Annotated in this window: 24 protein-coding genes; 7 read left to right on the forward strand and 17 right to left on the reverse strand. The window is 66.5% G+C overall.

Annotated elements, in window-relative coordinates; translation table 11 throughout:
• Positions 1 to 122: 122 nt before the first annotated feature.
• From LMF57_RS17130 to ubiE, 5 genes are all read right to left on the reverse strand, one after another.
• A complete protein-coding gene (locus LMF57_RS17130) occupies positions 123 to 2,096 on the reverse strand; it encodes an LTA synthase family protein (protein WP_229290277.1) in 1,974 nt (657 codons plus the stop codon).
• A gap of 312 nt (positions 2,097 to 2,408) precedes the next feature.
• Positions 2,409 to 2,966: an HAD family hydrolase gene (locus LMF57_RS17135; protein ID WP_229291406.1), complete on the reverse strand. Its 558-nt coding sequence runs from the start codon at positions 2,964 to 2,966 to the stop codon at positions 2,409 to 2,411.
• Positions 2,967 to 3,025: 59 nt separating this feature from the next.
• A complete protein-coding gene (locus LMF57_RS17140) occupies positions 3,026 to 3,757 on the reverse strand; it encodes a hypothetical protein (protein WP_117311415.1) in 732 nt (243 codons plus the stop codon).
• A gap of 126 nt (positions 3,758 to 3,883) precedes the next feature.
• On the reverse strand, positions 3,884 to 5,812 hold the full coding sequence (locus LMF57_RS17145) for a M1 family metallopeptidase (protein ID WP_229290278.1): 1,929 nt from the start codon (positions 5,810 to 5,812) through the stop codon (positions 3,884 to 3,886).
• A gap of 303 nt (positions 5,813 to 6,115) precedes the next feature.
• Positions 6,116 to 6,877, reverse strand: coding sequence for a bifunctional demethylmenaquinone methyltransferase/2-methoxy-6-polyprenyl-1,4-benzoquinol methylase UbiE (ubiE, locus tag LMF57_RS17150; RefSeq protein ID WP_032976541.1), 762 nt, complete (start codon positions 6,875 to 6,877; stop codon positions 6,116 to 6,118).
• Positions 6,878 to 6,957: 80 nt separating this feature from the next.
• On the opposite strand from ubiE, the gene LMF57_RS17155 reads away from it, so the two are divergent.
• From LMF57_RS17155 to LMF57_RS17175, 5 genes are all read left to right on the forward strand, one after another.
• Entirely contained in the window at positions 6,958 to 7,410 is a 453-nt protein-coding gene (locus LMF57_RS17155) for a nucleoside deaminase (protein WP_049399252.1), read from the forward strand.
• 199 nt (positions 7,411 to 7,609) lie between these two features.
• A complete protein-coding gene (locus LMF57_RS17160; RefSeq protein ID WP_080149816.1) occupies positions 7,610 to 7,870 on the forward strand; it encodes a hypothetical protein in 261 nt (86 codons plus the stop codon).
• Positions 7,871 to 7,943: 73 nt separating this feature from the next.
• Positions 7,944 to 8,270: a hypothetical protein gene (locus LMF57_RS17165; RefSeq protein WP_025877273.1), complete on the forward strand. Its 327-nt coding sequence runs from the start codon at positions 7,944 to 7,946 to the stop codon at positions 8,268 to 8,270.
• Between the two features lie 72 nt (positions 8,271 to 8,342).
• Positions 8,343 to 8,765, forward strand: a complete 423-nt coding sequence (locus LMF57_RS17170) for a low affinity iron permease family protein (RefSeq protein WP_025877275.1) — start codon at positions 8,343 to 8,345, stop codon at positions 8,763 to 8,765.
• A gap of 239 nt (positions 8,766 to 9,004) precedes the next feature.
• Entirely contained in the window at positions 9,005 to 9,481 is a 477-nt protein-coding gene (locus LMF57_RS17175) for a transposase (RefSeq protein WP_324255947.1), read from the forward strand.
• Positions 9,482 to 9,857: 376 nt separating this feature from the next.
• On the opposite strand, the gene smeF is transcribed toward LMF57_RS17175, so the two are convergent.
• The 3 genes from smeF to smeD form a co-directional block, all read right to left on the reverse strand.
• Positions 9,858 to 11,258 carry a multidrug efflux RND transporter outer membrane subunit SmeF gene (smeF, locus tag LMF57_RS17180; protein WP_229290279.1) on the reverse strand — a complete coding sequence of 467 codons (1,401 nt, stop codon included), beginning with the start codon at positions 11,256 to 11,258 and terminating at the stop codon, positions 9,858 to 9,860.
• Between the two features lie 110 nt (positions 11,259 to 11,368).
• Positions 11,369 to 14,494 carry a multidrug efflux RND transporter permease subunit SmeE gene (gene smeE / locus LMF57_RS17185; RefSeq protein ID WP_080149814.1) on the reverse strand — a complete coding sequence of 1,042 codons (3,126 nt, stop codon included), beginning with the start codon at positions 14,492 to 14,494 and terminating at the stop codon, positions 11,369 to 11,371.
• Positions 14,495 to 14,506: 12 nt separating this feature from the next.
• Complete coding sequence (gene smeD / locus LMF57_RS17190; protein ID WP_117311418.1) at positions 14,507 to 15,688, reverse strand: multidrug efflux RND transporter periplasmic adaptor subunit SmeD; 1,182 nt, start codon at positions 15,686 to 15,688, stop codon at positions 14,507 to 14,509.
• 226 nt (positions 15,689 to 15,914) lie between these two features.
• Between smeD and smeT the strand changes: the two genes are divergently transcribed.
• Positions 15,915 to 16,574, forward strand: coding sequence for an efflux transporter SmeDEF transcriptional repressor SmeT (gene smeT, locus LMF57_RS17195; RefSeq protein WP_025877280.1), 660 nt, complete (start codon positions 15,915 to 15,917; stop codon positions 16,572 to 16,574).
• 92 nt (positions 16,575 to 16,666) lie between these two features.
• On the opposite strand, the gene hslU is transcribed toward smeT, so the two are convergent.
• The 9 genes from hslU to LMF57_RS17240 form a co-directional block, all read right to left on the reverse strand.
• Positions 16,667 to 18,043 (reverse strand): ATP-dependent protease ATPase subunit HslU, encoded by a 1,377-nt coding sequence (hslU, locus tag LMF57_RS17200; RefSeq protein ID WP_117311979.1) that lies wholly within the window; start codon positions 18,041 to 18,043, stop codon positions 16,667 to 16,669.
• A gap of 76 nt (positions 18,044 to 18,119) precedes the next feature.
• A complete protein-coding gene (gene hslV, locus LMF57_RS17205) occupies positions 18,120 to 18,671 on the reverse strand; it encodes an ATP-dependent protease subunit HslV (protein WP_025877284.1) in 552 nt (183 codons plus the stop codon).
• Between the two features lie 74 nt (positions 18,672 to 18,745).
• Positions 18,746 to 18,901 (reverse strand): DUF3079 domain-containing protein, encoded by a 156-nt coding sequence (locus LMF57_RS17210; RefSeq protein WP_324255972.1) that lies wholly within the window; start codon positions 18,899 to 18,901, stop codon positions 18,746 to 18,748.
• Positions 18,902 to 18,977: 76 nt separating this feature from the next.
• Complete coding sequence (gene xerC / locus LMF57_RS17215; protein WP_208082947.1) at positions 18,978 to 19,871, reverse strand: tyrosine recombinase XerC; 894 nt, start codon at positions 19,869 to 19,871, stop codon at positions 18,978 to 18,980.
• A gap of 16 nt (positions 19,872 to 19,887) precedes the next feature.
• A complete protein-coding gene (locus tag LMF57_RS17220; RefSeq protein WP_025877290.1) occupies positions 19,888 to 20,562 on the reverse strand; it encodes a DUF484 family protein in 675 nt (224 codons plus the stop codon).
• The gene (gene dapF / locus LMF57_RS17225; RefSeq protein WP_117311421.1) at positions 20,559 to 21,410 is read right to left on the reverse strand and encodes a diaminopimelate epimerase; all 852 of its coding nucleotides are present in this window, start codon (positions 21,408 to 21,410) and stop codon (positions 20,559 to 20,561) included. Before dapF ends, LMF57_RS17220 begins: the two co-directional genes overlap by 4 nt.
• Positions 21,403 to 21,642 (reverse strand): lipoprotein, encoded by a 240-nt coding sequence (locus tag LMF57_RS17230; protein WP_049465812.1) that lies wholly within the window; start codon positions 21,640 to 21,642, stop codon positions 21,403 to 21,405. The genes dapF and LMF57_RS17230 overlap by 8 nt, the downstream gene beginning before the upstream one ends.
• 127 nt (positions 21,643 to 21,769) lie before the next feature.
• Positions 21,770 to 22,192, reverse strand: coding sequence for a YbaN family protein (locus tag LMF57_RS17235; RefSeq protein ID WP_208082242.1), 423 nt, complete (start codon positions 22,190 to 22,192; stop codon positions 21,770 to 21,772).
• Between the two features lie 56 nt (positions 22,193 to 22,248).
• On the reverse strand, positions 22,249 to 24,381 hold the full coding sequence (locus LMF57_RS17240) for a S9 family peptidase (RefSeq protein WP_208082241.1): 2,133 nt from the start codon (positions 24,379 to 24,381) through the stop codon (positions 22,249 to 22,251).
• A 200-nt stretch (positions 24,382 to 24,581) separates the two neighbouring features.
• Here LMF57_RS17240 and LMF57_RS17245 point away from each other — a divergent pair, with 200 nt between their 5' ends.
• Complete coding sequence (locus tag LMF57_RS17245) at positions 24,582 to 25,766, forward strand: pyridoxal phosphate-dependent aminotransferase (protein ID WP_208081702.1); 1,185 nt, start codon at positions 24,582 to 24,584, stop codon at positions 25,764 to 25,766.
• Positions 25,767 to 25,843 lie beyond the last annotated feature (77 nt).

A 25,843-nucleotide genomic window follows, 5' to 3' on the forward strand; every position in this document is an offset into this window, starting at 1 on the left:
CTTGGTCGACACTGTCGTGGTAGCGCCGGACCACACCCGGCGGCTTTCCGATCAGACACCTTCCATTCCGGGTGCAGCCCGCGCTGCGCGCTCGCCGGGCATGGCCCGGCGCTACCTCCGGCTCAGTGCCTGGCCTTCTCCGGCAAGCGGTACAGCTCTTTCTCGTAGGCCAGCGTGCCCCACATCGCGTAGGCATGGGCGCGCCGTGCCAGTTCCGGCCGCAGCGGCCGTGGCTGCAGCTGGTCGCTGGCCGGGTCGTAGCGGAAACCCTGCGCTGGCTTGTCCGGCTGCAGGATGGCCACATCGTTGCCCTCCATCCACGCCAGATTGCGGTCGTACTGCATCAGCGCGCGTCCGGGCTGCAGCCGTTGCAGGTCGGTCAGGTCCTGTCCAACGGTGGGGGTGGCATCGGCAATGCCCAGCAATGACAACAGCGTCGGTGGCAGATCGATCTGGCTGACGATGCGGGCATCGCGGCGCGCCTCGATGCCGCCGCCAAGGATCAACCCGGGAATATGGAAGTTGCCGATCGGCACCATGTTCCTGCCGAACACCCGCGAATCATGGTCTGCCACCACCAGGAACACGGTGTCCTCCCAGTACGGTGAGGCCATCGCCCTGCGGAAGAACTCGCCCAGCGCGTAGTCGGCGTACTTGGCGGCGTTGTCACGGGTCTGCTTCGGTTGCTCGTACAGGTCGATTCGGCCGTCGGGGAACTCGAAGGGATCGTGGTTGCTGGAAGTGAACACCAGGCCGAAGAACGGCGTGCCCTGCGCTTTCAGCTGCCGGAACTGCTGGTCGGCGCGAGCGAACAGGTCTTCGTCCGACGCGCCCCAGGAGCCGACGAAGGCCGGTTTGCGGTAATCCTTGCGGTCCACGATGCGGGTGAAGCCATTGGCGAGGAAGAACTCGCGCATGTTGTCGAAGTGGCTTTCGCCGCCGTAGTAGAAGCCGGTGTCGTAGCCATGCCGCCCCAGCACATCGGCCAGGGTGAAAAAGCGCTGGCGGCTGGCAGGCAGCTTCACCACCGATTCGGCCGGGGTCGGCGGGAACCCGGTCAGGACCGCCTCAATGCCGCGCACCGAACGCGTGCCGGTGGCATACAGCCGTTCGAACGCCCAGCCCTGTGTGCTCAGGCGGTCGTAGTTGGGTGACAACGGTCGTCCACCGAGACTGCCGATGAACTGCGCGCCCAGGCTTTCTTCCAGCACGATCACCAGATTGCGCGGACTGCCCTGGTACTGCGGCGGACGCAGCGCCAGGCTCGGCAACGCGTCGGAGGCGTACGCCGATGCCGGCAGGCCGCTGCTGGCGCGCAGTTCGCTGACCACCTCGGCAAGCGGCAGGTCACCGTAGACGCGCGAGGTTTCGCTGCGGGTCGCCAGTTGCCGCGCGGCATGGCCGACGGTGTACAGCGAATTCAACGGCAACGCGTTGACGGTGGGGTCGGAGGAGAACGCCACCAGCGCCGGATTCAAAGGACGATGACCCAGGCTGGAACGCACGCCCAGCGCCGCCAGCAGCAGCACCAGCAACGCCAATGGCAGCCGCCACAGCCATCCGGCTTCGACTGCGAGCGTCGTGCTGTTGCCGACCCAGCGCCGCGACCCGCGAAGCAATGCCCAGAACAGCACGATCACAGCGGCAACTTCGATCACCACGGCCAGCAGATGGCCGCGCAACAGCGTCATCCCGACTTCTTCGGGATAGATCAGATACTCCAGGAACAGGCGATTGGGGCGCAGGCCGTACTCGGCCATGAAGCTCGGCGTGGCCAGTTCCATGAACACCAGCAGCACGCTCGCCAGGATCAGCCACCACCGCAACAGATGGCGCCACGCGCGGCCCACGCCTCCCTCCAGCGGCAACAGCAGCGCCAGCACCGCAGGGATGCCGTACAGCAGGCACAGGGTCGACACATCCACCCGCAGCCCCTGCAGCAACACTGTAGACCAGCCGTCGGCAGCACTCACCCGCGCGGCATGCCACAGCGACAGCCCCAGCCGCGACAACGACAGGGCGACCAGGCCGAACAGGAAGAAGGCGGCGATCGGACACAGACGCCGGTACAGCGACACCCACGCAGCTCGGAGCATGAAAGGAATCCAGAAATGGAGCAAAGGACACCCATGCCCCATCCTTGGCAGCGGGCCACACCGGACAACGTGTTACCCGACACAACTGCCAGCGCAGCGGAACTTCCCGCCGGCACCTTCAGCATCCACCTCAGCTTCAACCGGGCTGCGGCAGTGCGCGGCGGCGGTTCAGCAACCGCTTCCGCTTCAGCCCCGGCGGGTCATTCGAAGAACGTCCCGCCGACCGCGCACAATACACTGTGATGACAGTCGACAGTTGACTGCAGGTGCGGGGCCCCTGGCTGCCTGCCAGCGCGCGCACAGAGCGCCGCGCTAGTGCCGCCAGCGCTCCAGCACCGCCCCGCAATCGGGCAGGTGCCAACAGGCCATGCCCGGCCACGGGTTGTCCGGAGCGTTGACCAGAAGCGTACGGCTGCCCGCCGCGCGGCCGCATTCCAGATCGAAGCGGTAATCGCCCACCATCACCACCTGCGCGGGCTCCACCTGCCAGCGCTGCTGGAAGTACTGCAGGCCGGCCGGTGAGGGTTTCGGCTCGGCCTCGTCGCGGCCGATGATGTCGTCTTCGGCAAAGACGTCGCCCAGCCCGATCGCCTGCAGGGTGACCTGCGCCAGGCTGCGCACGTTGCGGGTCAGAATGCCCAGCCGGCAGCCGGCGCCCTGCAGCGCACGTACCAGCGCCACCGCTCCCGTTGCCGGCTGGGAAGCAGCGGCCAGCGCACGCTCGTGCGCCAGCAGCCAAGCGTGCTTGGCGCTGGCCTCTGCGGCCGGCAACCCGGCCAGGTGGGTGAGGATGTCATCCTCTTGCGGAATCGCCAGTTCGCGCTTGATCCGCGCGAAATCATGCACCGCCACGGTCAGCGTGCCATCCATGTCGAACACCCAGTGGCGGATCGCCGACAGCGACGACGCAGCCGCCGGTGCCTGCACGGTCAACGCCACCACGCCGGCATGCGGCTGGCATCCACGCCACCGGTCTCGAACACGGCCGTGCGCGTGCCACCGGCCTTGACCGGGAACTCGATGCTGATCGACTTGCCCTTGGCTGCCAGCTTCCACAACGCCTTCTGGTCGGTGATGAACATGGCGATCGCCTCGTCGGTCTTCGGCCGCCAGGCCGCCATGGAGACCGGCTTGCCGCCGTCCACCGTGACCTTCACCGTGCACTGCGGGCAACGGAAATCGCCGGCCTGCAGCACCAGGTAGGCATGACGCTTCCATTCGGGGTGGTCGCGGAACACCAGCTGCACCGGCTTGGCGCCGCTGCCATCCACATCCACCCGCTCCTTGCTGAAGATCTGCGCCGACAGCTGGTTGCCCTTGCTGCCGACCGGAATCTGGTTGTACTGCCACAGCGCCTGCATGCGGCGCAGATCGCGCGCGGCATCGCCCTTGGCCTTGACCTCGTCGAAGCCGGCGGCGATGCGCCCGGCGGCGGCGGTGTCCTTGTACTGGTCCAGCAGCGAGGCGCCATGCAGGCGCGCACGCTCCCAGTCCTGCGCGGCCACGGCCATGTCGTACTGCTTGGCCACGTCTTCGGCCTTGGCCTCCTTCTGCGCCTGCACGGCGGCCGCGGCGGCTTCCTGCGCCTTGCGTTCTTCCTCGGGGTTGCTGCAGGCGGCCAGGGCCAGGGTGCATGCGGTGAGCAGGATCAGTCGTTTCATGGCGGAGTCCTTTACGGGTGCATTCCGATTCTATCGGCAGCGAAAAGCGGATACAGCAACGGCGGGTTTCCCCGCCGTTGCTGGTGAAGCAGCATCAGGTTGCCGGCCGGCGGCCGGCACTACCGTTTACTTGGCTTCAGCCTTGGCCAGCATGTCCTGCACCGAGGCGGTGGTGATCGGGTGGTAGCCCGGCTTGGCCTTCTCAAAGGCCTGCTTGGCCAGCTCCAGCCCCTTCGGGGTCTTCACCAGTTCAGCGTAGATCGGCAGGATCAGCTTGCGACGGCCGACACGCTCGATGAACGCAGCGGCCGCTTCATTGGCCTGCTCGTAGCCGCTGCGGATGGTCAGCGGGTACCAGCGCATGGCGATCTCGCCATTCGGGGTGCCGGTGAAGTGGAACGTCTTGTCCAGCGTGGCCAGCTTGTCCAGCGGCTGGGTGGCGCCCAGGCCGTCGATGAAGCGGACCCACTCCTGGGTGCTCCACTCGGCAATCACCTGGCTGCTCGGCACGGTGCCGGCGCTGGCGAAAGCGATGCGCGCGGTATCGACGCTGCTGAAGTTGCGCGACTGCGCCTTGGCTGCGAACGCCGGAATGCCCGGCTCGTCCAGCCACGCCTTCAGTTCGGCCTCGGTCACCGCCGACGGATTCTTCGGCAGCAGGTTCTTCTTCAGGTACTCGACGAACTGGTCGGTGTTGGCGCTCTGGAAGGCGTGGTCATCGAACCAGCCGCGCAGGAACGGGTCGAAGGTTTCGCGGCCGAAACGCTGTTCCAGGAATTCCAGGAACCACGAACCCTTGACGTAAGCCACCTGGCTCAGGGCTTCGTCCGGGTCACGTTCGTTCAGCGGCGGCAGCGCCAGCGCCTGGTCGGCCGGGCTCATGTCCTTCACTTCGGCCAGCAGATCGGTCTGGTCGATCTGCTTTTCCATTTCGGCCATCTCCTTGCCATACAGGGCTTCGGTGATGCGGCCCTGGACGTAGGTGGTGAAGCCTTCGTTGAGCCAGATGTCCTTCCAGCTGGCGTTGGTCACCAGGTTGCCCGACCAGCTGTGTGCCAGTTCATGGGCGACCAGCGAGACCAGCGACTTGTCGCCGACGATCACGGTCGGAGTGGCGAAGGTCAGGCGCGGGTTTTCCATGCCGCCGAACGGGAACGACGGCGGCAGCACCAGCATGTCGTAGCGGCCCCAGCGGTATTCGCCGTACAGCTTCTCGGCGGCACCGATCATCTTCTCGGTGTCTTCGAATTCCTTGGCGGCCTTGTTGACCATGGTCGGCTCGGCCCAGACGCCGGAGCGGCCGGAGATCGGCTCGAACACCAGGTCGCCGGCGGCGATGGCCAGCAGGTAGGACGGAATCGGCTGCGGCATCTTGAAGGTGTAGTCACCGTCACGCGCGGCCTTGGGATCGTTGTCGGCGCTCATCAGCACCATCACGTCCGGGCGCGAGACCACGTGCGCGCTGTAGGTGAAGCGCACGCTCGGGGTGTCCTGCAGCGGTACCCAGGAACGGGCGTGGATCGCCTGCGACTGGCTGAACATGAAGGGCAGCTTCTTGCCCTCGGTCATCGACGGCGCCAGCCATTGCAGGCCCGAAGCGGTCGGTGCGGTGTGGTAGGTCACTTCGACCTTGGCCGGCTGTTCCGGGGTTTCGATGGTCAGCTTGCTGCCGAACACCTTGTCGGCCGGGGCCAGCACGAACTGCAGCGGGCTGCGCGCACCGTCAGCGGCGATCGCTTCGACCTTGGCGATGCTCAGCTCGCGGGTGTCCAGCACCAGCTGCTTGGCGTCCTTCTGCTTCCATTCCAGGGTGTAGGTGGCGGTGCCGCCGATCTGCTTCTGGTCGAAGTCCAGCTTCAGGTCCAGCGCGATGTCCTTGACGACGACCTTGTCCGGCTCGGCGTACGAGCTTTCATCGTGGCTGCGGTTTTCGGCGTTCACGGGGGCGGCGGGAGCCTTCTGGGCAGTCGGGGTGGCGGCGGGTGCGGCCGCCTCCTGGGAGCAGCCGGCGGCCAGGGCCACGGCCAGCGGAAGGAGCATCAGCGGATTGCGCATGAATCGGGACCGTTACGGGGAACAAACCCCAATGGTACCTCTCCCCCGACCGGGAAGCGTTGCGCGGTGCGGGGTAATGGCGGCGTGGCGCCACCCTTTGGTAGGTGCCAACCTTGGTTGGCACGGATCCATCATTGCTCGCGCCACGTGCCGACCTTGCTGCTTCTGGCAGGTGCCAACCTTGGTTGGCACGGACCGGGCAGCGCTCGCGGACGGGCGTGTGCCAACCAAGGTTGGCACCTACCAGGACCGTGCCGGGACGTTGCGTGGTAGCGCCGGGCCATGCCCGGCGACCGTCAAGGCTTACAGCTTGTAGCCGGAGTGGATCGAGACGATGCCGCCGGTCAGGTTCTTGTAGTGGCAGCGCTCGAAGCCGGCCTGCCCCATCATCGCCTTCAGTTCTTCCTGCGGCGGATGCTTGCGGATGCTCTCGGCCAGGTACTGGTAGCTGTCCGAATCGTTGGCGAACAGCTTGCCCAGCTTCGGCAGGATCTTGAACGAGTGGAAGTCGTAGATCGGCTTGAACCAGTCGGCGGTGACTTCGGAGAACTCCAGCACGCGGGCCTGGCCGCCTACCTTCAGCACGCGGTACATCTCGCGCAGGCCGGCGTCCTTGTCGGTCACGTTGCGCAGGCCGAAGGCGATGGTCACCAGATCGAAGCTGTTGTCCGGGAACGGCAGGGCCTCGGCGTTGCACTGCACGTAGTCCAGGCCCAGCACCAAGCCGCGGTTGGTCAGGCGGTCACGGCCGACCGACAGCATGCCGGCGTTGATGTCGCCCAGCACTACCGAGCCCTCGGCACCGACGCGCTCCTTCAGCAGCGCGGCGATATCGCCGGTGCCACCGGCCAGATCAAGCACGCGGTCACCCGGCTTCACCTGCGCGGTGGCGACGTAGTAGCGCTTCCATGCCCGGTGCACGCCCATGCTCATCAGGTCGTTCATCAGGTCGTAGTTGCGCGCGACCGACGTGAACACCTGGCCGACCAGCTTCTGCTTGTCCTTGGCGTCAACGTCGCGGAACCCGAAATGGGTGGTACCGGATTTGTAGGGGGATTCGCTCATGCCCCCGATTATCGCACCGCCGGGCCCCTGCGGGGAACGCTGGCCGTATCATGGCGCCCCACGACCTACCGGAGCCCCGCATGATCACCACGCCCGACTACCAGGCCCTGCTGCAGACCGCCATTGCCGAAGCCCGCCAGGGCCTGGCCGAAGGCGGCGTGCCGATCGGCGCGGCGCTGTACCACAACGACGGCCGCCTGCTCGGCTGCGGCCACAACCGCCGCGTGCAGGAAGGTGACCCGTCCGTGCATGGCGAGACCGACGCCTTCCGCAAGGCCGGCCGCCAGCGCCGCTACCAGGACACCATCATGGTCACGACCCTGGCCCCGTGCTGGTACTGCTCGGGCCTGGTGCGGCAGTTCAACATCGGCACGGTGGTGGTCGGCGAATCGCGCACTTTCCAGGGCGGCATCGACTGGCTGCGGGAAAACGGCGTCAACGTGATCGACCTGGACAACCAGGAATGCGTGGACCTGCTCGGCGGTTTCATTGCGCAACATCCGGAAATCTGGAACGAAGACATCGGCGAATGAGCATCCGCCACGGCTGATGAGCCCGCTTTGATGAACGCTTCAGTGCCGGCACAGCCTTGTGCCGGCAGCGTCTGCACGCTTCAACGTGAACTGCTGCGCAGTCAGCTGCGTGCAGTCAACACGCGCCACTAACATCCTGCTGCGCAGCGACGTCTAGGGTGGAATGCAACCGGGCCCCCGCCCCGGATTGGAGCCGACCATGCACGCGCATGCCGTACGTCCTCGCAGTGACCCGGCGCTGGCCGCGATCTGGAGCCGACTGCAGCAGCAGTACGCACTGCACCAGCGCAGTGCCCCGTTCTGGAGCGCCTACCAGGACATGCAGCAGGATCTGCTGCACGACCATCCCCGCGACCTGGTGCGCCTGTGCAATGCGATGGCCGCCATGGCCGAACAGCTGGGCGCGGTTGAACACGCGCAGCTGCTGCGCCGTCGCCACGCTGGCTGCACATCGCGCTGACGCGGCATGCACCGCCGCCCGGGCCACACTGTAACGGGCCCCACTCCCTTCACCTCCAACCGATTGGATCGTCATGCACGCTGAAGTTCCCGCCATTCCCCCTGTCATCAATGTCGATGCGGAGCTGGATTACTGGCGCCGCCAGCACGCCGATGGCGCACTCGCGCACACCTCGTTCGGCACCTATGTCCCGTGGATCAAGTTCGCCTGTGATTCGCTGATCACCCAACCACGCGCCAGCAACGCCCAGCGCGATGAGCTGTTCCAGACCCAGTACGCCCTGCAGATCATGCCGCGCCTGAGTGAAGCGCAGGCCCGCGAATTCGTCGAACGCTGCTGGCAGCATGTCTACTTGGCCAGCCCGGTGCGCAGCCAGGAAGCACCGCGCCTGCGCGCCTGAGTCCATGCCTGCTGCACGGCACCTGCACGGCCATGTGCCGATGATCATCGCCATTCCCGTGGAACGATGACGATGAGCGCAAGGAACCTGTTCAATACGATCGCCAAGAAGGCCGCGGCCGCCACCGGCTCGCCGTGGACCTTCCTGGCCGCAGTATCGATCGTCGTGCTGTGGGGCATCAGTGGCCCCATATTCAAGTTCAACGACACCTGGCAGCTGGTGATCAACACCGGCACCACCATCATCACCTTCCTGATGGTGTTCCTGATCCAGCACACGCAGAACTCGGACACCGCGGCGATGCAGATCAAGCTGGACGAGCTGATCCGCGCCACCGCCGAGGCCAACAACGAGCTGCTGGATCTGGAAGAGCTGGACGAAGAGCGCCTCGAAGAGATCCGCGCCGAGTACGAAAGGATGGCGCGCGAAGCCGGCGACGCATTGACGCGGGTACGCGCCTGCCGCACCGAGCGGCGCGACGACGAAGCGGTGTGACGGTAGCAACGCTCGCCGGGCATGACCGGGCGCCACCGGGAATTCCCCCCTCTGGTAGCGCCGGGCCACGCCCGGCGAGCGCGAAGCGCGGAACGCAGCAGACACCGTGAACACCGAACGGGAAAGCCGCCGGGCATGGCCCGGCGCTACCGCAGTGTCCCCATACGGATGGCGCTCAACCAGTGCGCAGACTGGAGGATCCCCACAAGAATCAGTGGCGATTGCCGATGCCAGCAGACATGCTGTTCCAACAGACTGGCTTCATGTCCAGTCGTCATCTTGCTCGTGGCCGCGATTCCCGGGTCGATAGCTGCTATGTGCTCACCACTGTCGTACGGCAGCGGCGTCGGGTTTTCGAAGACCCCGACCATGCCGCATGCCTGCTGGAAGCGCTGCGGTTCGTGGAACGTGCAGGCATGAGCCACTCGTTTGCCTGGGTCATCATGCCCGATCATCTCCATTGGCTGGTGCAACTGCGCAGTGGAACACTTGCCCGACTGATGGGAACGGTGAAGTCACGCAGCAGCAGACACTTGGGGCAACAGTTCGGAGTGGATACACCGCTTTGGCAGCCCAGCTACTTTGACCATGCGGTGCGTCATGAGGAAGCCTTGAGGCGTCACGCTCTCTACATCCTGGGCAATCCCATTCGGGCGGGACTCACCAGCCAATGGGATGAGTATCCCTTTGCGTGGTGCCGCTGGCCGATGCGGTAGCGCCGGGCCATGCCCGGCGAGCGCGGAACGCGGAACGCATCAGACACCGTGAACACCGAACGGGAAAGCCGCCGGGCATGGCCCGGCGCTACCGAAATCGGAGCGGCTTACCCGCAAGCTCGGAACGCAGCAGACACCGTGAACACCGAACGGGAAAGCCGCCGGGCATGGCCCGGCGCTACCGGAATCGGAGCGGCTTAGCCGCAAGCGCGGAACGCAGCAGACACCGTGAACACCGAACGAGAAAGCCGCCGCGCATGGCCCGGCGCTACCGGAATCGGAGCGGCTTACCCGCAAGCTCGGAACGCAGCAGACACCATGAACACCGAACGGGAAAGCCGCCGGGCATGGCCCGGCGCTACCAGATCAGAGCGACTTACCCGCGCTCGTGCCAGCCACCGCCCAGCACCTTGTACAGCGTGATGCGGTTGGCCTGCTGCGCCAGCTGTGTCTGCAGCTGACTCTGCTGCGCGCTGTAGGCGGTACGACGTGCATCCAGCAGGGTGACGAAGCTGTCCAGGCCCGCGTCATAGCGCGCCTGCGACAGGCGGTTGGCCTGCTCGGCCGCTTCCACCAGGCGCTGCTGCGAGGCCGCCTGTTCATCCAGGCTGACATTCAATGCCAGCGCATCGGCGGTTTCGCGGAAACCACTCTGGATCGATTTTTCGTACTGCGCCAGCGCGATATCGCGATCGGCGTTGGCCACGGCCAGGTTCGCGCGCAGCTTGCCGCCCTGGAAGATCGGCAAGGTGATCTTCGGCAGGAAGCTCCACACCCGCGTACCGCTGTCGAACAGGCCGGACAATTCACCCGAGCCACTGCCGATGCTGCCGGTCAGCGAGATGCTGGGGAAGAACGCAGCGCGTGCGGCACCGATGTTGGCATTGGCAGCCAACAGCTGATGCTCTGCGGCCATGATGTCCGGGCGCTGCAGCAGCACGTCGCTGGGCAGGCCAGCCGGCGGTGGTGCCAACGCAAGCACCTGCGGTGCGATGCTGTCCGGCAGCAGCGCCGGATCCAGCTGGCCACCGGCCAGCAGCGCCAGCGCGTTGCGGTCCTGGGCCAGCTGCCCACGCAGGCGTGCGGCATCGGTACGCGCTGTTTCCACCAAGGTGCGGGTCTGGGTCAGTTCCAACCCCGAACTGCCACCGCGCTCATGGCGCGCTTCGGCCAAGCGCAGCGAATCCTCATAGGTCTTCACTGTGGCTTCGGCGATTTTCAACTGTTGCGCGTCGGCACCATAGGTCAACCACGCGGTGGCGGTCTCGGCCACCAGGCTCAGCTGCGCGTTGCGGCGGTTGGCGGCTACAGCGAAGTACTGCTGCAGCGCGGCTTCGCTCAGGTTGCGCACGCGGCCGAACAGGTCCAGTTCGAACTCGGCCACGCCGACGCCCGCGCTGAACTGCTCGGTGACCGGCACATCGCCACCGCGGCGGTCCATCTGCCCGGTCACCGCCACGCCCGGTACGCGGTCTGCGCGCTGCACGCGGTACTGGCCGCGCGCCTTTTCGACGTTGAGCACGGCCACGCGCAGGTCGCGGTTGTTGTCCAGCGCCTGGCCGATCACCTGCTGCAGGTGCTCGTCGGTGAAGAAGTCACGCCAGCCGACCGCGGCCGCATCGGCCACTTCGCCCTGCGCTGCTTCGGCCGGCCACTGCGACGGAATGGCCGGGGCCACTGCGGTGTTCTTCGGCGCCAGGGTGCCGCAGCCGGCAAGCGCCAGTGCCGCCGCGATGGAGAGGAACAGAGATGCACTTTTCATTGGAATGACTTCCATCGGTACTGCCGGATGGCAGGAGGTAGTGCCGGCCGCTGGCCGGCAACCTCATTGGATTCACATCAAGCGAGCAGCAGCTGCCGGCCAGCGGCCGGCACTACCGTTTCGAATCAGCTGGTGGCGTTGCGCTTCTTGAACACGCGCTGCACCACGACGAAGAACAGCGGCACGAAGAACACGCCGAGTACGGTGCCGACCACCATGCCACCGAGCACGCCGGTGCCGATCGCCTGCTTGGCGCCGGAGCCGGCACCGCTGGAGATTGCCAGCGGCAGCACGCCCATGCCGAAGGCCAGCGAGGTCATGATGATCGGGCGCAGACGGTCGCGGACCGCGTGCATCGTCGCTTCGATCAGCCCCGCGCCCTTCTCCAGATGCTCCTTGGCGAACTCGACGATCAGGATCGCGTTCTTGCTGGTCAGGCCCACCGTGGTCAGCATCGCCACCTGGAAATAGATGTCGCGCTCCATGCCACGGAAGGTATTGGCCAGCACCGCACCGAGGATGCCCAGCGGTGCCACCAGCAGCACCGAGGTCGGCACGCTCCAGCTTTCATACAACGCGGCAAGGCACAGGAACACGATCATCAGCGACAGGGTGTACAGCAGCGGCGTCTGCGAGCCCGCCTGGCGTTCCTGGTAGGACATCGCCGTCCACTCGACGCCGAAGCCCGCCGGCAACTGCTTGGCCAGCTGTTCGATCTCGGCCATGGCATCACCGGACGCCACGCCCGGGGCCGGCTCGCCCTGGATTTCGGTAGCCGACACGCCGTTGTAGCGTTCAAGGCGCGGCGAGCCGTAGTCCCAGTGCTTGCTGGCGAAGGCGCTGAACGGAACCATCTCGCCCTTGTCGTTCTTCACCGACCAGAGATCGAAGTCCTCCGGCACCATGCGGAACGGCTGGTCAGCCTGCACGAACACGCGCTTGACGCGGCCGCGATCGATGAAGTCATCGATGTACGAGCTGCCCCACGCGGTGGCCAGGGTGGTGTTGACCTGGTCGATCGACAGGCCCAGCGAGCTGGCCTTGGCCACATCGATATCGATGCGGAACTGCGGGGTGTCTTCCTGGCCGTTCGGTCGCACGTTGGCCAGCTTCTTGCTGCCGGCCGCCAGGCCCAGCAGCTGGTTGCGGGCCGCCAGCAATGCCTCGTGGCCCTGGCCGCTGTTGTCCTTCAGGAAGAAGGTGTAGCCGGAGGCCGTGCCCAGTTCCGGAATGGCCGGCGGCGGGAAGGCAAAGATGAAGGCATCCTTGATCTGCCCCAGCGCGGCCATCGCACGTCCGGTGATCGGCATCACACCGTTGTCGGCGTCACGATCCTTCCAGTCCTTCAACTTGACGAAGGCCATGCCCGCGTTCTGGCCCATGCCGGCGAAGCTGAAGCCCTGCACCGAGAACACCGATTCGACGGCACCCTTCTCGTTTTCCATGAAGTGCTTTTCGAGCGCGGCGATCGATTCCAGCGTGCGCTCCTGGGTTGCGCCCACCGGCGCCTGCACCAGCGCCATCAGCACGCCCTGGTCTTCGTTGGGCAGGAACGAGCTGGGCAGGCGCACGAACAGCACGCCCATCAGCAGGAACAGCGCGGCCACGATGCCCATGAACCGCCACGGACGGTGCAGGATGCCGCGCACGCCGCGCTGGTAGCTCTCGCTGGTGCGGTCGAAGCCACGATTGAAGCCGTTGAAGAAGCGACCGGCGAACCCGCGGTGGGCGACGTGGTGCTCACCCTTCTTCAGCGGCTTGAGCATGGTCGCGCACAGCGCCGGGGTCAGCACGATCGCGACCAGCACCGACAACGCCATCGCCGACACGATCGTCGCCGAGAACTGCCGGTAGATCACGCCGGTGGAGCCGCTCATGAAGGCCATCGGCACGAACACCGCCGACAGCACCAGGCCGATGCCCACCAGCGCGCCGGTGATCTGGCTCATCGACTTGCGGGTGGCTTCCAGCGGCGACAGGCCCTCTTCGGACATGATGCGCTCGACGTTCTCCACCACCACGATGGCATCGTCCACCAGCAGGCCGATGGCCAGCACCATCGCGAACATGGTCAGCATGTTCACCGAGAAGCCCAGCACCGACAGCACGCCGAAGGTACCCAGCAGCACCACCGGCACGGCGATGGTCGGGATCAGGGTGGCGCGGAAGTTCTGCAGGAACAGGTACATCACCACGAACACCAGCACGATCGCTTCGAGCAGGGTCTGCACCACGCCCTTGATCGACACGCGCACGAACGGGGTGGTGTCGTACGGGATCTCGGCCTTCAGGCCGGCCGGGAAGAAGCCTTCCAGTTCCTTCAGCGTTTCATCGACACCGGCAGCGGTATCCAGCGCGTTGGCGCCGGTGGCCAGGGTGACCGCCAGGCCGCTGGCCGGCTGCCCGTTGTAGCGGGTGACGAAGTCGTACGACTCGGCGCCCAGCTCGACGCGGGCTACATCGCCCAGGCGCAGTTCGGCACCGTCCTGCGCACCGCGCACGATGATGTTGCGGAACTGTTCCGGGGTCTGCAGGCGCGACTGCGCGTTGATGGTGGCGTTGAGCTGCTGGCCCTTCACCGACGGCGCACCACCCAGCTGGCCGATGGCCACCTGCGCGTTCTGTGCCTTCACCGCAGCGACCACTTCCGGCACCGACATGCCGTAGGTGTGCAGCTTGTTCGGGTCCAGCCAGATGCGCATGGCGTACTTGCCACCGAACACCTGGATGTTGCCCACGCCCGGAACGCGGCTGAGACGGTCCACGACGTTGGAACCGACGTAGTCGGCGATGTCGTTGGCATCCATGCTGCCATCTTCGGACACGAACGCGATGACGTTCAGGAAGCCCGAGCTGGACTTGGCCACGTTGATGCCCTGCCGCTGCACTTCCTGCGGCAGCAGCGGCATCGCCAGCTGCAGCTTGTTCTGCACCTGCACCTGGGCGATGTCGGGATTGGTCCCGCTCTCGAAGGTCAGGGTGATGGTGGCCTGGCCGTTGGACGAGCTGTTGGAGGAGAAATAGATCAGGCCATCAAGGCCCTTCATGTTCTGCTCGATGATCTGCGTCACCGAGTCTTCGACCACCTTGGCCGAAGCACCCGGGTAGCTGGCGCTGATTTCCACCGCCGGCGGTGCGACGTTGGGGTACATCGAGATCGGCAGCTTGAACAGGGCTAGGCCGCCGGCGAGCATGATGATGATCGCGATGACCCACGCGAAGATGGGTCGATCGATGAAGAAACGTGCCATGGAGTTCTCCGCTTACTTCGCGCCTGCGGCCGCAGCTGCAGGTTGGGCGGCGGCCGGCTTGACCGGGGCGGCGCCCTGTTCGGTGGCATTCACGGGCATGCCCGGGCCGATCTTCTGCAGGCCTTCGACGATGACCTTGTCGCCGGCCTTCAGGCCGTCCTCGACCAGCCACTTGTCGCCGACGGTGCGGCTGACCTTGACCGGGCGCACTTCGACCTTGTTGTCCTTGCCGACCACCATCGCACTGGTATCGCCCTTCGGATCGCGGGCGATGCCCTGCATCGGCACCAGCACCGCATCGCTGCGCACACCGCCGCCGATCACCGCGCGCACATACATGCCCGGCATCAACAGGCCATCGGGGTTGTCGACCTTGACCCGCAGCGCGAAGCTGCCGGTGGCCGGATCGACGCTGACTTCGGAGAACTCCAGCGTGCCCTTGTGTTCGAAGGTGCTGCCGTCTTCCATCAGGATGCTGACCGGCGTCTGCTGGTTGTCCTGCAGGCGGCCGGCGGCCAGTTCGCGGCGCAGCTGCAGCAGCTCGGCCGAGGACTGGGTCAGGTCGACGTAGATCGGGTCCAGCTGCTGCACGGTTGCCAGCGCCGTGGCCTGCCCGGCGCTGACCAGCGCGCCCTGGGTGACGCTGGACTTGCCGATGCGGCCGCTGATCGGCGCGGTGATGCGCGCATAGCCGAGGGTCACGTTGGCGGCATCCAGCGAGGCCTTGGCGGCGCCGACATCGGCCTCTGCCTGCTTCTGCGCGGCCACGGCGTTTTCCAGATCCTGCTGGCTGACCGCGTCGACCTTGGCCAGTTCGGTGATGCGCTTGGCGCTCAGCCGCGCTGCATTGGCAGTGGCTTCGGCGCGGGCCAGCTGTGCACGCGCACTGTTGGCCTGGGCGCGGTAGCTGGCGTCCTCGATCTGGTACAGCGGCTCGCCGGCCTTGACCATCCCACCCTCGGTGAACAGGCGCTTGGCGACGATGCCATTGACCTGCGGGCGCACTTCGGCCACCAGGAAGGCGTTGGTGCGGCCCGGCAGCTCACGGGTCAGCCCGACGGTCTCGGACTTCAGCGTGACCACGCTGACCTGGCCCGGCCCCTGTTCGGGCGCCTGGGGTTGGCCGCCGCAGGCAGCGACGGTGGCAGCGATCGCCAGCGACAACGCGAAGGGTCGGATTCGGCTCAGCAACATGATGGGAATGGCTCTTGAAGGGAGGGATCTCAGCAGGTGCTGATACGACGGACCCTCCCCTTGCAGGAGTAAGTCCGCGCGAACAGCGCCCACCCGCGTGAAGTGGGAGCCGGGACTGGCCTGCCACGCGCACGACGGGAATGATGGGACGGAAATATACATACATGCGTGTTTGTTTGTAAAGCGGTACAATTCAGCCACGTTTCACCCGCACTCGTACCCGCTCATGGCCCGCAAAACCAAAGAGGACACCCAGGCAACCCGCGAAGGCATCCTGGATGCCGCCGAAGCCTGTTTCCACGAACACGGCGTAGCCCGGACCACGCTGGAGATGATCGGTGCCCGCGCCGGCTACACCCGCGGCGCCGTGTACTGGCATTTCAAGAACAAGGGCGAGGTGCTGACCGCGATCGTCGAACGGGTGCACCTGCCCTTCATGCAGGAGCTGGAGCGCACCTCCACCGACCAGCGCGACACGCCGGTGCATGACCTGCGCGCGGTGATGATCCACTCGTTCATCGAGCTGTCCGAGGACGAGCGCCTGCGCAAGACCATGGAGATCATGCTGCGCAGCGATGCCTCGGCCGACACCAGGGTGCTGACCGAACTGCAGCAGAGCGGTTTCCGCGATGCCCTGGACCGGATGGAACGCGCCCTGCGCCGTGCCCAGGACCTGGGCCAGCTGCGCGACGGCGCCGACCCGAAGATCGCCGCGCGCATGCTGCACGCCACCGTGCTCGGCGTGCTGCACGGGGCGATGGTCGAACCGGACCTGATGGACCTCAAGCGCGACGGCATGCTGGCGCTGGACATGACCCTGGCCGCCTACGTGAAGGAAGGCGTGTTCGTACCGGGTTCGGTACCCGAGCCGCTGCCGGAGGCGTGACGGCGCCGCCGGGCATGGCCCGGCGTTACCGCAGATTCGGCCACCCTGCATAACGAAAAGGCCGCCTTTCGGCGGCCTTTTCGCATTCCCGGTTACAGGATGTAACGGCTCAGGTCCGGGTCCTGCACCAGCTCACCCAGGTGCGCATCGACATAGGCACTGTCGATGGCCAGGGTTTCACCATCGCGGTCCGGTGCTTCGTAGCTGAGCGAATCCAGCAGGCGCTCCAGCACGGTATGCAGGCGGCGCGCACCGATGTTCTCCTGGCGCTCGTTCACCTGGAAGGCGATCTCTGCCAGGCGGTCGATGGCATCGGTGGTGAAGCTGACCTTGACGCCTTCGGTGGCCAGCAGCGCTTCGTACTGCTTGGTCAGCGCGGCCTTCGGCTCGGTCAGAATGCGCACGAAATCAGCCTTGCTCAGCGCACCCAGCTCCACGCGGATCGGGAAGCGCCCCTGCAGTTCCGGGATCAGGTCGCTGGGCTTGGCCAGGTGGAAGGCGCCCGATGCGATGAACAGGATGTGGTCGGTCTTGATCGTGCCGTACTTGGTGGACACGTTGGAACCTTCCACCAGCGGCAGCAGATCGCGCTGCACGCCTTCGCGCGAGACATCGCCCCCCCCCACGTTGTCACCCCGCTTGGCGACCTTGTCGATCTCGTCGATGAACACGATGCCGTGCTGCTCGCAGGCTTCGATCGCAGCAGTGCGGATATCGTCCTCGTTGACCAGCTTGCCGGCTTCTTCTTCCTGCAGCAGCGGGCGCGCGGCCTTGATGGTCAGCGTGCGCTTGTGCGCCTTGGCGCCACCACCGAGGTTGGCGAACATCGACTTCAGCTGCTGGCCCATTTCCTCCATGCCCGGCGGGGTCATGATGTCCATGCTGACGTTGGCGGTCAGGTCGAGCTCGATCTCGCGATCGTCCAGCTCGCCGTTGCGCAGCATCTTGCGGAACTTGATGCGGGTCTCGTTGTCCTGCGCCGACGGCTCGTTGCGTGCCGCCTCCGGATCGAAGCCGATGCCACCACTACGGCGCGGCAGCAGTGCATCGAGGATGCGGTCTTCGGCGCGCTCTTCGGCCTGCGTGCGCACACGCGCCTTGGCCTGCTCGCGGTACAGCTTGACGGCGGTATCGGCCAGGTCACGGATGATCTGCTCGACATCCTTGCCGACGTAGCCGACTTCGGTGAAGCGGGTCGCTTCGACCTTCACGAACGGCGCGTTGGCCAGCGTGGCCAGGCGGCGCGCGATCTCGGTCTTGCCGACGCCGGTCGGGCCGATCATCAGGATGTTCTTGGGCATGACCTCGTTGCGCAGTTCGGGCTGCAGCTGCATGCGGCGCCAGCGGTTGCGCAGGGCGATGGCGACCGCGCGCTTGGCGTCGTGCTGGCCGACGATGTGCCGGTCCAGTTCCTGCACGATCTCGCGCGGGGTCATGGTGGCGGAGGAAACTTCGATCTTGTGCGGCATGGATGTGCTCACGAATGCGTTGTCGGTAGCGCCGGGCCATGCCCGGCGGCTCATGTATGCGTGTGACGGTTCCCCGTCACAACTCCTCGACCACCACGTTGCGGTTGGTGTAGATGCAGATGTCGCCGGCGATGTTGATCGCTTCGCTGGCGATGGTGCGTGCATCCAGTTCGGTGTGCGCCATCAGCGCGCGTGCAGCGGACAGCGCATACGAACCACCGGAACCGATGGCGATGATGCCGTCCTCCGGCTCGATCACGTCGCCGGTGCCGCTGATGATCAACGAGGTTTCCTTGTCGGCCACCGCCAGCAGCGCCTCGAGCTTGCCGAGGCGGCGCTCGGTGCGCCAATCCTTGGCCAGCTCCACCGCGGCACGCTGCAGCTGGCCATGCTTTTCCAGCTTGGCTTCGAACAGCTCGAACAGGGTGAAGGCATCGGCGGCCGCACCGGCAAAGCCGGCCAGCACCTGGCCATCGCGGCCAAGGCGGCGGACCTTGCGCGCGTTGCCCTTCATCACCGTGTGGCCGAGGGTGACCTGGCCGTCGCCGGCAATGGCCACGTGCTCGCCGCGACGAACGCAGACGATGGTGGTGGCGTGGAAAACGGTGGGATTCTGACTGGGGTCCATGCGGCCTCCGATAGCTGTTCACGGGACATGGGGACAGCCGCCGAAGCGATCAAGCCCGCACCGATAGCTGCCGTTCAGCGCTTGGCATGCGTTGGCCGGTCCGGATTGGGTTCAATGCCCCACGCCACGTACCAGTCCTCATCCTGCGTCTCGATCGGGTGCTGGGTGCGGCCCGAGCCGTTGCCACAGGCCAGTGTGTCGGCAGCGCAGTAACGGTAGCGCCGGGCCATGCCCGGCGAGCGCGCCGCGCGGGCGGTGTCGCGTACACGACACATGGATCGCACAGCCGCCGGGCATGGCCCGGCGCTACCCCACCGTGTCGGGCGGGTCTTTGCGACGTTTCGCGCGCGGATGCGCGGCATCGTAGACCTTGGCCAGATGCTGGAAATCCAGGTGGGTGTAGATCTGCGTGGTGGCGATGTCGGCATGGCCGAGCAGTTCCTGCACACCGCGCAGGTCACCGGAGGACTCCAGGATGTGGCTGGCGAAACTGTGCCGCAGCATGTGCGGGTGCACGTGCTTGAACAGGCCCTGGCGCTGTGCCAGCTGGCGGATGCGGATCTGCACCGCGCGCTGGCTGATAGGCCCGTTGCGACCGGGGAAAACCGGTGTGGCAGCGCCACCGCCGCTTTCGCTGCGCCAGGTCAGCAGCGCTTCGCGTGCCGGTTTTCCGAAGGGGACGCGACGTTGCCGGTTGCCCTTGCCCATCACGTTGACCAGGCCGCTGGCGAAATCCAGATCGCGCCAGGTCAGCGCACAGACTTCGCTCAAGCGCAGGCCGGAGGAATAGAACAGTTCCAGCAGCGCGCGGTCACGACGGCCCAGCTCGCCTTCCGGTTCCAGTTCAACCAATTGCACGGCTTCATCGGCGTCGAGCACCTGCGGCAGCCGTCGTGGCGCACGCGGCGCCTTCAGCGTCGCTGCCGGGCTGGCCTCGATACGGCCATGCTTGAGCAGCCAGGCATAGAAGCTGCGGCAGGCCGACAGCCGGCGCTGCAGGCTCTTGGCCGACAGGCCACGGCGGTGTTCATCGGCAACGAACTGGCGCACCGCGTCGGCATCCAGTGCCTCCACGGCCACCCCGCGGGGCTCGGCCCACACCGACAACGCCTCCAGATCGCGGCGGTAGGCGTCGAGCGTATGCGCCGACATCCGCCGCTCCACCTGCAGGTGCTGCAGGAACGCCTGCACCGCGCTCATCGCCGTCGTTTCTCGCTCAATCCGCGAAGCGCTTGAGCCCGGTCACCAGGGCCTCGCCCATCATCCGCAGGAACAGCGTGCCCATGCCGGGATAGAAGCGGTTCGGATCATGGCTGCCCACCGCGATCAGGCCAACACCCGGCAGCGGCAGCAGCGCGGTGGTCTGCACCTCCTCGCTGCGCGCGCCGTACAGCACCGCGTTCTTGTCGCTGTGCAGGCGGCCGCAGATCGGCTCACCATCCTTCAGGCAGTCGCGGAACGGGCCCAGCTGCGCATCATCGGCAGCCAGCACCTGCAGCCACTCGGCCTGCTCCAGCCCGGCCACCGGCGCATGCACGACCAGCCGCACCAGATCGCCGGCGAAATCTTCCTGCAGTGACGCCGCCATCGCGCGCAGTGTGTCGGCGGCGTTGTCCTGCTTCATCAGGGCCAGGGTGAGCTGATGTGTGCGTACCGCCAGCCGCTCGTTGACCTGCGCGGTCGCGCCCAGGTCGGCCAACCGTCGCGCCAGCTCGCGGTTCTTCTCGCGCAGCACTTCCAGCTGGTAGCTGGCCAGCGATGCGGTCGGGCCGTCATCGCGTGGCACCACCAGGGTCAGCGCCAGGTCCGGGAACTGCTTGAGGAAGCCCGGATGGCGCCGCAACCAGGCCGCGACTTCATGGGCACCGAGCTTGTCGACGGTCTCAGTCATGCGATCCACTCCCCTTCGAAGACGAATGCGGTCGGGCCCGCCATCACCACCGGCTGGCCATCGCCGGGCCACTGGATGCGCAGGTCGCCACCAGGCAGGCTGATGCGCGCATCGCGCTGCAGGCGGCCGCGATGCATCAGGGTCACTGCCGCCGCGCAGGCGCCACTGCCGCAGGCCAGGGTTTCACCCACGCCGCGCTCGAACACGCGCAGGCGCGCATGTTCCGGTCCCATCACCTGGGCAAAGCCCACGTTCACCGACTTCGGGAACGAAGCATGCTGCTGCAGCAATCCGCCCACGCGCTCAACCGGTGCTGCATCGACCAGGCCCACTTCGATCACCGCGTGCGGATTGCCCATCGACACCGCCGCGAAGCGCACGGTCTCACCCTGCAGTGGCAGCAGGTATTCCTCGCGCGGGTGGGCGAAGCCGATCAGCGGCACCTGCGCCGGATCGAACACCGGCACGCCCATCGCCACCGCATACTGGCCATTGCCCAGGACGTCCACGGCGTGGCTGGCCAGCGGGCTGTCGATGACGAAGCGATCGCCCTGCGCACTGCCCTCGCGCACCAGCCAGGCCGCGATGCAGCGCGCGCCGTTGCCGCACTGCTCGGAGTTGGAGCCGTCGGCGTTCCAGATGCGGTACGAGGCAACCGAGCCTTCGGCACGCGGCGGCTCGATGGTCAGGATCTGGTCGCAGCCGACGCCGGTATGGCGGTCGGCCAGTCGCGCGGCCAGTTCCGGGGTGGGCGGCGGGGTGCCGTCGCGCAGGTCGATCACTACGAAATCGTTGCCCGCGCCGTGCATCTTGCTGAAGCGCAGGCCGTTGGAAACCGCCTTACTCATTCCCGTCGTCCACCTTCTTGACCGGGTCCGGGGTCACCGACGGACTGCCGTCGCGGGGGTCCTGGGTGGCAGCGGGCGTGGTGTCGGTATCGGTGGCCGGTTCGACGGTTTCTTCCACCGGCACCGGCTTCTGCGGCAGCACCAGCGGGCCCTTGTTGCCGCATGCGGCGAGGAACAGCAGCGAGGCCGCTGCCAGCGGAATCAGGATGACATTGCGATGGGGGATGTTCATGCCCCGAGTATAGCCATTGGCGGCTGAGCGGTTGGTGCAGGGTGCCGCGCCACGCATCCGCCGGGCATGGCCCGGCGCTGCCGCAACCCGGCCCCTGGTAGCGCCGGGCCATGCCCGGCGGGAGAGATCAATCGGCCGGCGGCAGCGGCCGGGTCCACAGCCAGATCGCCACCACGGTCATGCTGCCGATGGAGAACCACTTCACCCAGGCCACCGGTACGCACCACAGCATGATGCCGGCGCACACCGCCATGGTGATCGTGGCCATCCATTTGCCGTAGCGGCTGACCGCACCGTGGGCCTGCCAGTTGGTGATGGCCGGGCCGAAGCGCGGGTGCTGCAGCAGCCAGGCGTGCAGGCGCTCGGAGCCGCGCGAGGCGGCCCAGGCCGAGATCAGGATGAATACGGTGGTAGGCAGCCCCGGCACGAAGATGCCGACGATGCCGGTGCCCAGGCTGGCGTAGGCCAGCAGCCACCACGCCCAACGGAACCGCACCGGCCGGGCGGGCGTTGGCAGATCCTTGGTGGCGGGCGGTTCGGGCGTGCGCATCGCGCAAGGATACCGAGCGCAGGTGGCGGCGGCGATATCACCGCCGCCACGATGCGTCATTCCGTCGCAGCACCGGCCGCGGGCGTTTCGATGCCCAACTGCTGCAGCACGAACGCATACGACTCGGACAGTTCGCGGTAACGCTGGAAGCGCCCGGACTTGCCGCCGTGGCCGGCTTCCATGTTGGTGCGGAACAGGATCGGGAAGGGGCTGGTGTTGTCATCACGCAGCTTGGCCACCCACTTGGCCGGTTCCCAGTACTGCACCTGTGAATCCCACAGGCCGGTCCCCACGAACAGCGACGGATAGGCCTGCTTTTTCACGTTGTCGTAGGGCGAGTAGGACAGCATGTACTCGTAGTACGGCTTCTGCTCGGGGTTGCCCCACTCGTCATACTCGTTGGTGGTCAGCGGGATGGTCGGGTCGAGCATGGTGGTGACCACGTCCACGAACGGCACCTGGGCCACCAGCACGCGGTAGTCCTGCGGCGCCTGGTTGGCAATGGCGCCCATCAGCAGGCCACCGGCGCTGCCACCGGACGCGGCGACACGATCCTTCGCCGCCCAGCCCTGTGCCACCAGGCCACGGGTGACGTCGATGAAGTCGTTGAAGGTGTTCTGCTTGTGCAGCAGCTTGCCGTTCTCGTACCAGTCGCGGCCCATTTCCTGGCCACCGCGGATGTGGGCGATGGCGTACACCACGCCACGGTCGAGCAGGCTCACCGCCGTCTGGTTGAAGTAGGGGTCCATCGACATGCCGTAGCTGCCGTAGGCGTACTGGAACAGCGCGCCGGTGCCATCCTTCCTGTAGCCCTTGCGATAGACCAGCGACACCGGCACCTTCACCCCGTCGCGCGCGGTGATCCACACCCGGTCGGTCTCGTACTTCGAGGCGTCATAGCCGATCACCGGCTGCTGCTTCAGCTGGCGGCGCTCGCCGGTGGCGGTGTTCAGTTCGTACACCGTGGTCGGCGTGGTCATCGAGGTGTACACGTAGCGCAGCCACGTGGTGTCAGCCTCGGTGTTGTCGCCCAGGCCCATCGAATAGGCCGGCTCGTCGGCCTTCACGTAATCGGTGCGGCCGTCCTTGAACAGCAGGCGCACGCGCTCCAAGCCCTCGGAACGTTCGGCGATGGCGGTGTAGGTATCGAACAGTTCGAAGCCTTCGATGAACACCGCATCGTCATGGGCGATCCAGTCCTTCCACTGCGCACGCGAGGTGGCATCGGTCGGTGCGGTCACCAGCTTGAAGTTCTTCGCGCCATCGTTGGTGCGGATCACCCAGCGGCCGTCATGGTGGTCGGCGTCGTACTCCACGTCGCGCTGGCGCGGGGCAAGCACGGTGAACGTGGTCGGGTCGCTGGCCGGCGCGTAGCGCTCTTCGGAGGACACGGTGCTGTGCACGCCGATGGTGATGAAGCGATCGTCGCGGGTGCGGCCGATGCCCATGTAGAAGCTGTCGTCCTTCTCTTCGTAGACGACGGTGTCGGTGCTGGCCGGGGTGCCCAGCACGTGCTTCTTCACCCGCACGGTCAGCAGGGTTTCCGGATCGTTCTCGACATACAGCACGGTGCGGTTGTCATCGGCCCAGACCAGATCGCCCGAGGTGCCGGTGATCGTATCCGGCAGCACCGCGCCGGTGCGCAGGTCCTTGAAGCGGATGACGTACTGGCGGCGGCCCACGTCATCATCCGCCCAGGCCAGCAGCTGGTTGTCCTGGCTGACCTCCATCGAGCCGACGTTGAAATAGCCCTTGCCGGCAGCCATCGTGTTGACGTTGAGCAGGACCTCTTCCGGCGCGTCCATGCTGGCCTTGCGGCGCGCATGGATGGGATAGTCCTGGCCGGTCTCGTAGCGGCTGTAGTACCAGTAGCCGCGCTCGCGCGCCGGCACGCTGGCATCGTCCTGCTTGATGCGGCCGACGATCTCGCCGTACAGCGCATCCTCCAGCGGCTTCAGCGGTGCCAGCAGCTGGTCGGCATAGGCGTTCTCGGCCTGCAGGTAGGCCAGCATGGCCTTGTCCTCGCGCTTGTCGTCGCGCAGCCAGTAGTAGTCATCGTTGCGGGTGGCGCCGAACGGCGCCTTGACCACGTGCGGACGCTTCTCAACATCCGGCGGAACGGGCGGGGTGGCGGCGGTAGCGGTGCTGGTCATCAGGCTCGCAAGCAACAGGCAGAGAGTGGATTTCATGAAATAAGGCTCCTTGATCGGCAATGCAATGGCGTCCTTGCGCCTGAGTCTGGGTGGCAGGGGGGCTGCGGGCAACCCTGCGGATCGTCATGGACGCGCGGGGGTAGTGCCGGCCGCTGGCCGGCAACCGCAGCAGACTGTTCATCCCGAGGTTGCCCAGCGGCCGGCACTACCGGGACACCCGGCGTACCATGTGGGGCATGAGTACCCTGCCCCACACGCCGGGCTACAGCCGGCGCAGCCACGAAATCGCTCCCTTCCATGTGATGTCCCTGCTGGCCCGCGCACAGGCGCTGGAACAGGCCGGTCACGATGTGATTCATCTGGAGATCGGCGAACCGGACTTCACCACCGCCGAGCCGGTCGTGCGTGCCGGCCAGGCGGCGCTGGCCGCCGGCCACACCCGCTACACCGCCGCGCACGGCCTGCCCGCCCTGCGCCAGGCGATCAGCGGTTTCTATCGCAGTCATTACGGCCTGGATATCGACCCCGAACGCATCCTGGTCACGCCCGGCGGCTCCGGCGCGCTGCTGCTGGCCAGCAGCCTGCTGGTCGACCCCGGCCGCCACTGGCTGCTGGCCGATCCCGGTTATCCGTGCAACCGCCACTTCCTGCGGCTGGTGGAAGGCGGCGCGCAGCTCGTTCCGGTCGGCCCGGAAACGGCCTACCAGTTGACCCCTTCGCTGGTGCAGCAGCACTGGAACGCCGACAGCGTCGGCGCGCTGGTGGCGTCGCCGGCCAATCCCACCGGCACAGTGCTGTCAGCCGATGAACTGGCGGCCCTCTCGGCTTCGCTGCATGCGCGCGGCGGCCACCTGGTGGTCGACGAGATCTATCACGGCCTGACCTACGGCCTGGATGCAGCGAGCGTGCTGCAGGTCGATGACAGCGCGTTCGTGCTGAACAGTTTCTCCAAGTACTTCGGCATGACCGGCTGGCGACTGGGCTGGCTGGTGGCGCCACCGGCGGCGGTACCCGACCTGGAGAAGCTGGCGCAGAACCTGTACATCAGCGCTTCGAGCATCGCCCAGCACGCGGCCCTTGCCTGTTTCAGCGACGAGGCGATGGCGATCTTCGAGCAGCGCCGCCAGGCCTTCCAGCAGCGCCGCGACTTCCTGCTGCCGGCCCTGCGCGAGCTTGGCTTCCGCATCGAAGTGGAACCGAAGGGTGCGTTCTACCTGTACGCCGACGTCAGCGCGTTCACCGATGACGCGCAGGCATTCTGTGCGCACTTCCTGGAGACCGAGCATGTGGCGTTCACCCCGGGCCTGGATTTCGGCTTCCATCGATCGAACCAGCACGTGCGCCTGGCCTATACCCAGGAAGTGCCGCGGCTGCAGGAAGCGGTGGAGCGTATCGCGCGCGGGTTGAAACATTTCCGGTAGCGCCGGGCCGTGCCCGGCGGATTTTTGCCGCGCGACGCGGCAAAGGAGCCGCCGGGCATGGCCCGGCGCTACCGTTC

Origin of the sequence: Stenotrophomonas sp. SI-NJAU-1 (assembly GCF_020883215.1) — a bacterium.
GTDB classification, from domain to species: Bacteria; Pseudomonadota; Gammaproteobacteria; order Xanthomonadales; family Xanthomonadaceae; genus Stenotrophomonas; species Stenotrophomonas indicatrix.

Coding starts and splice junctions, on each gene's coding strand:
- hslU (WP_117311979.1), bottom strand. CDS start 18,043: ATGCCGCACAAGATCGAAGTTTCCTCCGCCACCATGACCCCGCGCGAG.
- smeT (WP_025877280.1), top strand. CDS start 15,915: ATGGCCCGCAAAACCAAAGAGGACACCCAGGCAACCCGCGAAGGCATC.
- smeE (WP_080149814.1), bottom strand. CDS start 14,494: ATGGCACGTTTCTTCATCGATCGACCCATCTTCGCGTGGGTCATCGCG.
- dapF (WP_117311421.1), bottom strand. CDS start 21,410: ATGAGTAAGGCGGTTTCCAACGGCCTGCGCTTCAGCAAGATGCACGGC.
- LMF57_RS17245 (WP_208081702.1), top strand. CDS start 24,582: ATGAGTACCCTGCCCCACACGCCGGGCTACAGCCGGCGCAGCCACGAA.
- LMF57_RS17135 (WP_229291406.1), bottom strand. CDS start 2,966: ATGGATGGCACGCTGACCGTGGCGGTGCATGATTTCGCGCGGATCAAG.
- xerC (WP_208082947.1), bottom strand. CDS start 19,871: ATGAGCGCGGTGCAGGCGTTCCTGCAGCACCTGCAGGTGGAGCGGCGG.
- LMF57_RS17220 (WP_025877290.1), bottom strand. CDS start 20,562: ATGACTGAGACCGTCGACAAGCTCGGTGCCCATGAAGTCGCGGCCTGG.
- smeD (WP_117311418.1), bottom strand. CDS start 15,688: ATGTTGCTGAGCCGAATCCGACCCTTCGCGTTGTCGCTGGCGATCGCT.
- hslV (WP_025877284.1), bottom strand. CDS start 18,671: ATGGACCCCAGTCAGAATCCCACCGTTTTCCACGCCACCACCATCGTC.
- LMF57_RS17230 (WP_049465812.1), bottom strand. CDS start 21,642: ATGAACATCCCCCATCGCAATGTCATCCTGATTCCGCTGGCAGCGGCC.
- LMF57_RS17140 (WP_117311415.1), bottom strand. CDS start 3,757: ATGAAACGACTGATCCTGCTCACCGCATGCACCCTGGCCCTGGCCGCC.
- LMF57_RS17235 (WP_208082242.1), bottom strand. CDS start 22,192: ATGCGCACGCCCGAACCGCCCGCCACCAAGGATCTGCCAACGCCCGCC.
- smeF (WP_229290279.1), bottom strand. CDS start 11,258: ATGGAAGTCATTCCAATGAAAAGTGCATCTCTGTTCCTCTCCATCGCG.
- LMF57_RS17155 (WP_049399252.1), top strand. CDS start 6,958: ATGATCACCACGCCCGACTACCAGGCCCTGCTGCAGACCGCCATTGCC.
- LMF57_RS17145 (WP_229290278.1), bottom strand. CDS start 5,812: ATGCGCAATCCGCTGATGCTCCTTCCGCTGGCCGTGGCCCTGGCCGCC.
- LMF57_RS17165 (WP_025877273.1), top strand. CDS start 7,944: ATGCACGCTGAAGTTCCCGCCATTCCCCCTGTCATCAATGTCGATGCG.
- LMF57_RS17160 (WP_080149816.1), top strand. CDS start 7,610: ATGCACGCGCATGCCGTACGTCCTCGCAGTGACCCGGCGCTGGCCGCG.
- LMF57_RS17240 (WP_208082241.1), bottom strand. CDS start 24,381: ATGAAATCCACTCTCTGCCTGTTGCTTGCGAGCCTGATGACCAGCACC.
- LMF57_RS17175 (WP_324255947.1), top strand. CDS start 9,005: ATGCTGTTCCAACAGACTGGCTTCATGTCCAGTCGTCATCTTGCTCGT.
- ubiE (WP_032976541.1), bottom strand. CDS start 6,877: ATGAGCGAATCCCCCTACAAATCCGGTACCACCCATTTCGGGTTCCGC.
- LMF57_RS17210 (WP_324255972.1), bottom strand. CDS start 18,901: ATGGCCCGGCGCTACCGTTACTGCGCTGCCGACACACTGGCCTGTGGC.
- LMF57_RS17170 (WP_025877275.1), top strand. CDS start 8,343: ATGAGCGCAAGGAACCTGTTCAATACGATCGCCAAGAAGGCCGCGGCC.
- LMF57_RS17130 (WP_229290277.1), bottom strand. CDS start 2,096: ATGCTCCGAGCTGCGTGGGTGTCGCTGTACCGGCGTCTGTGTCCGATC.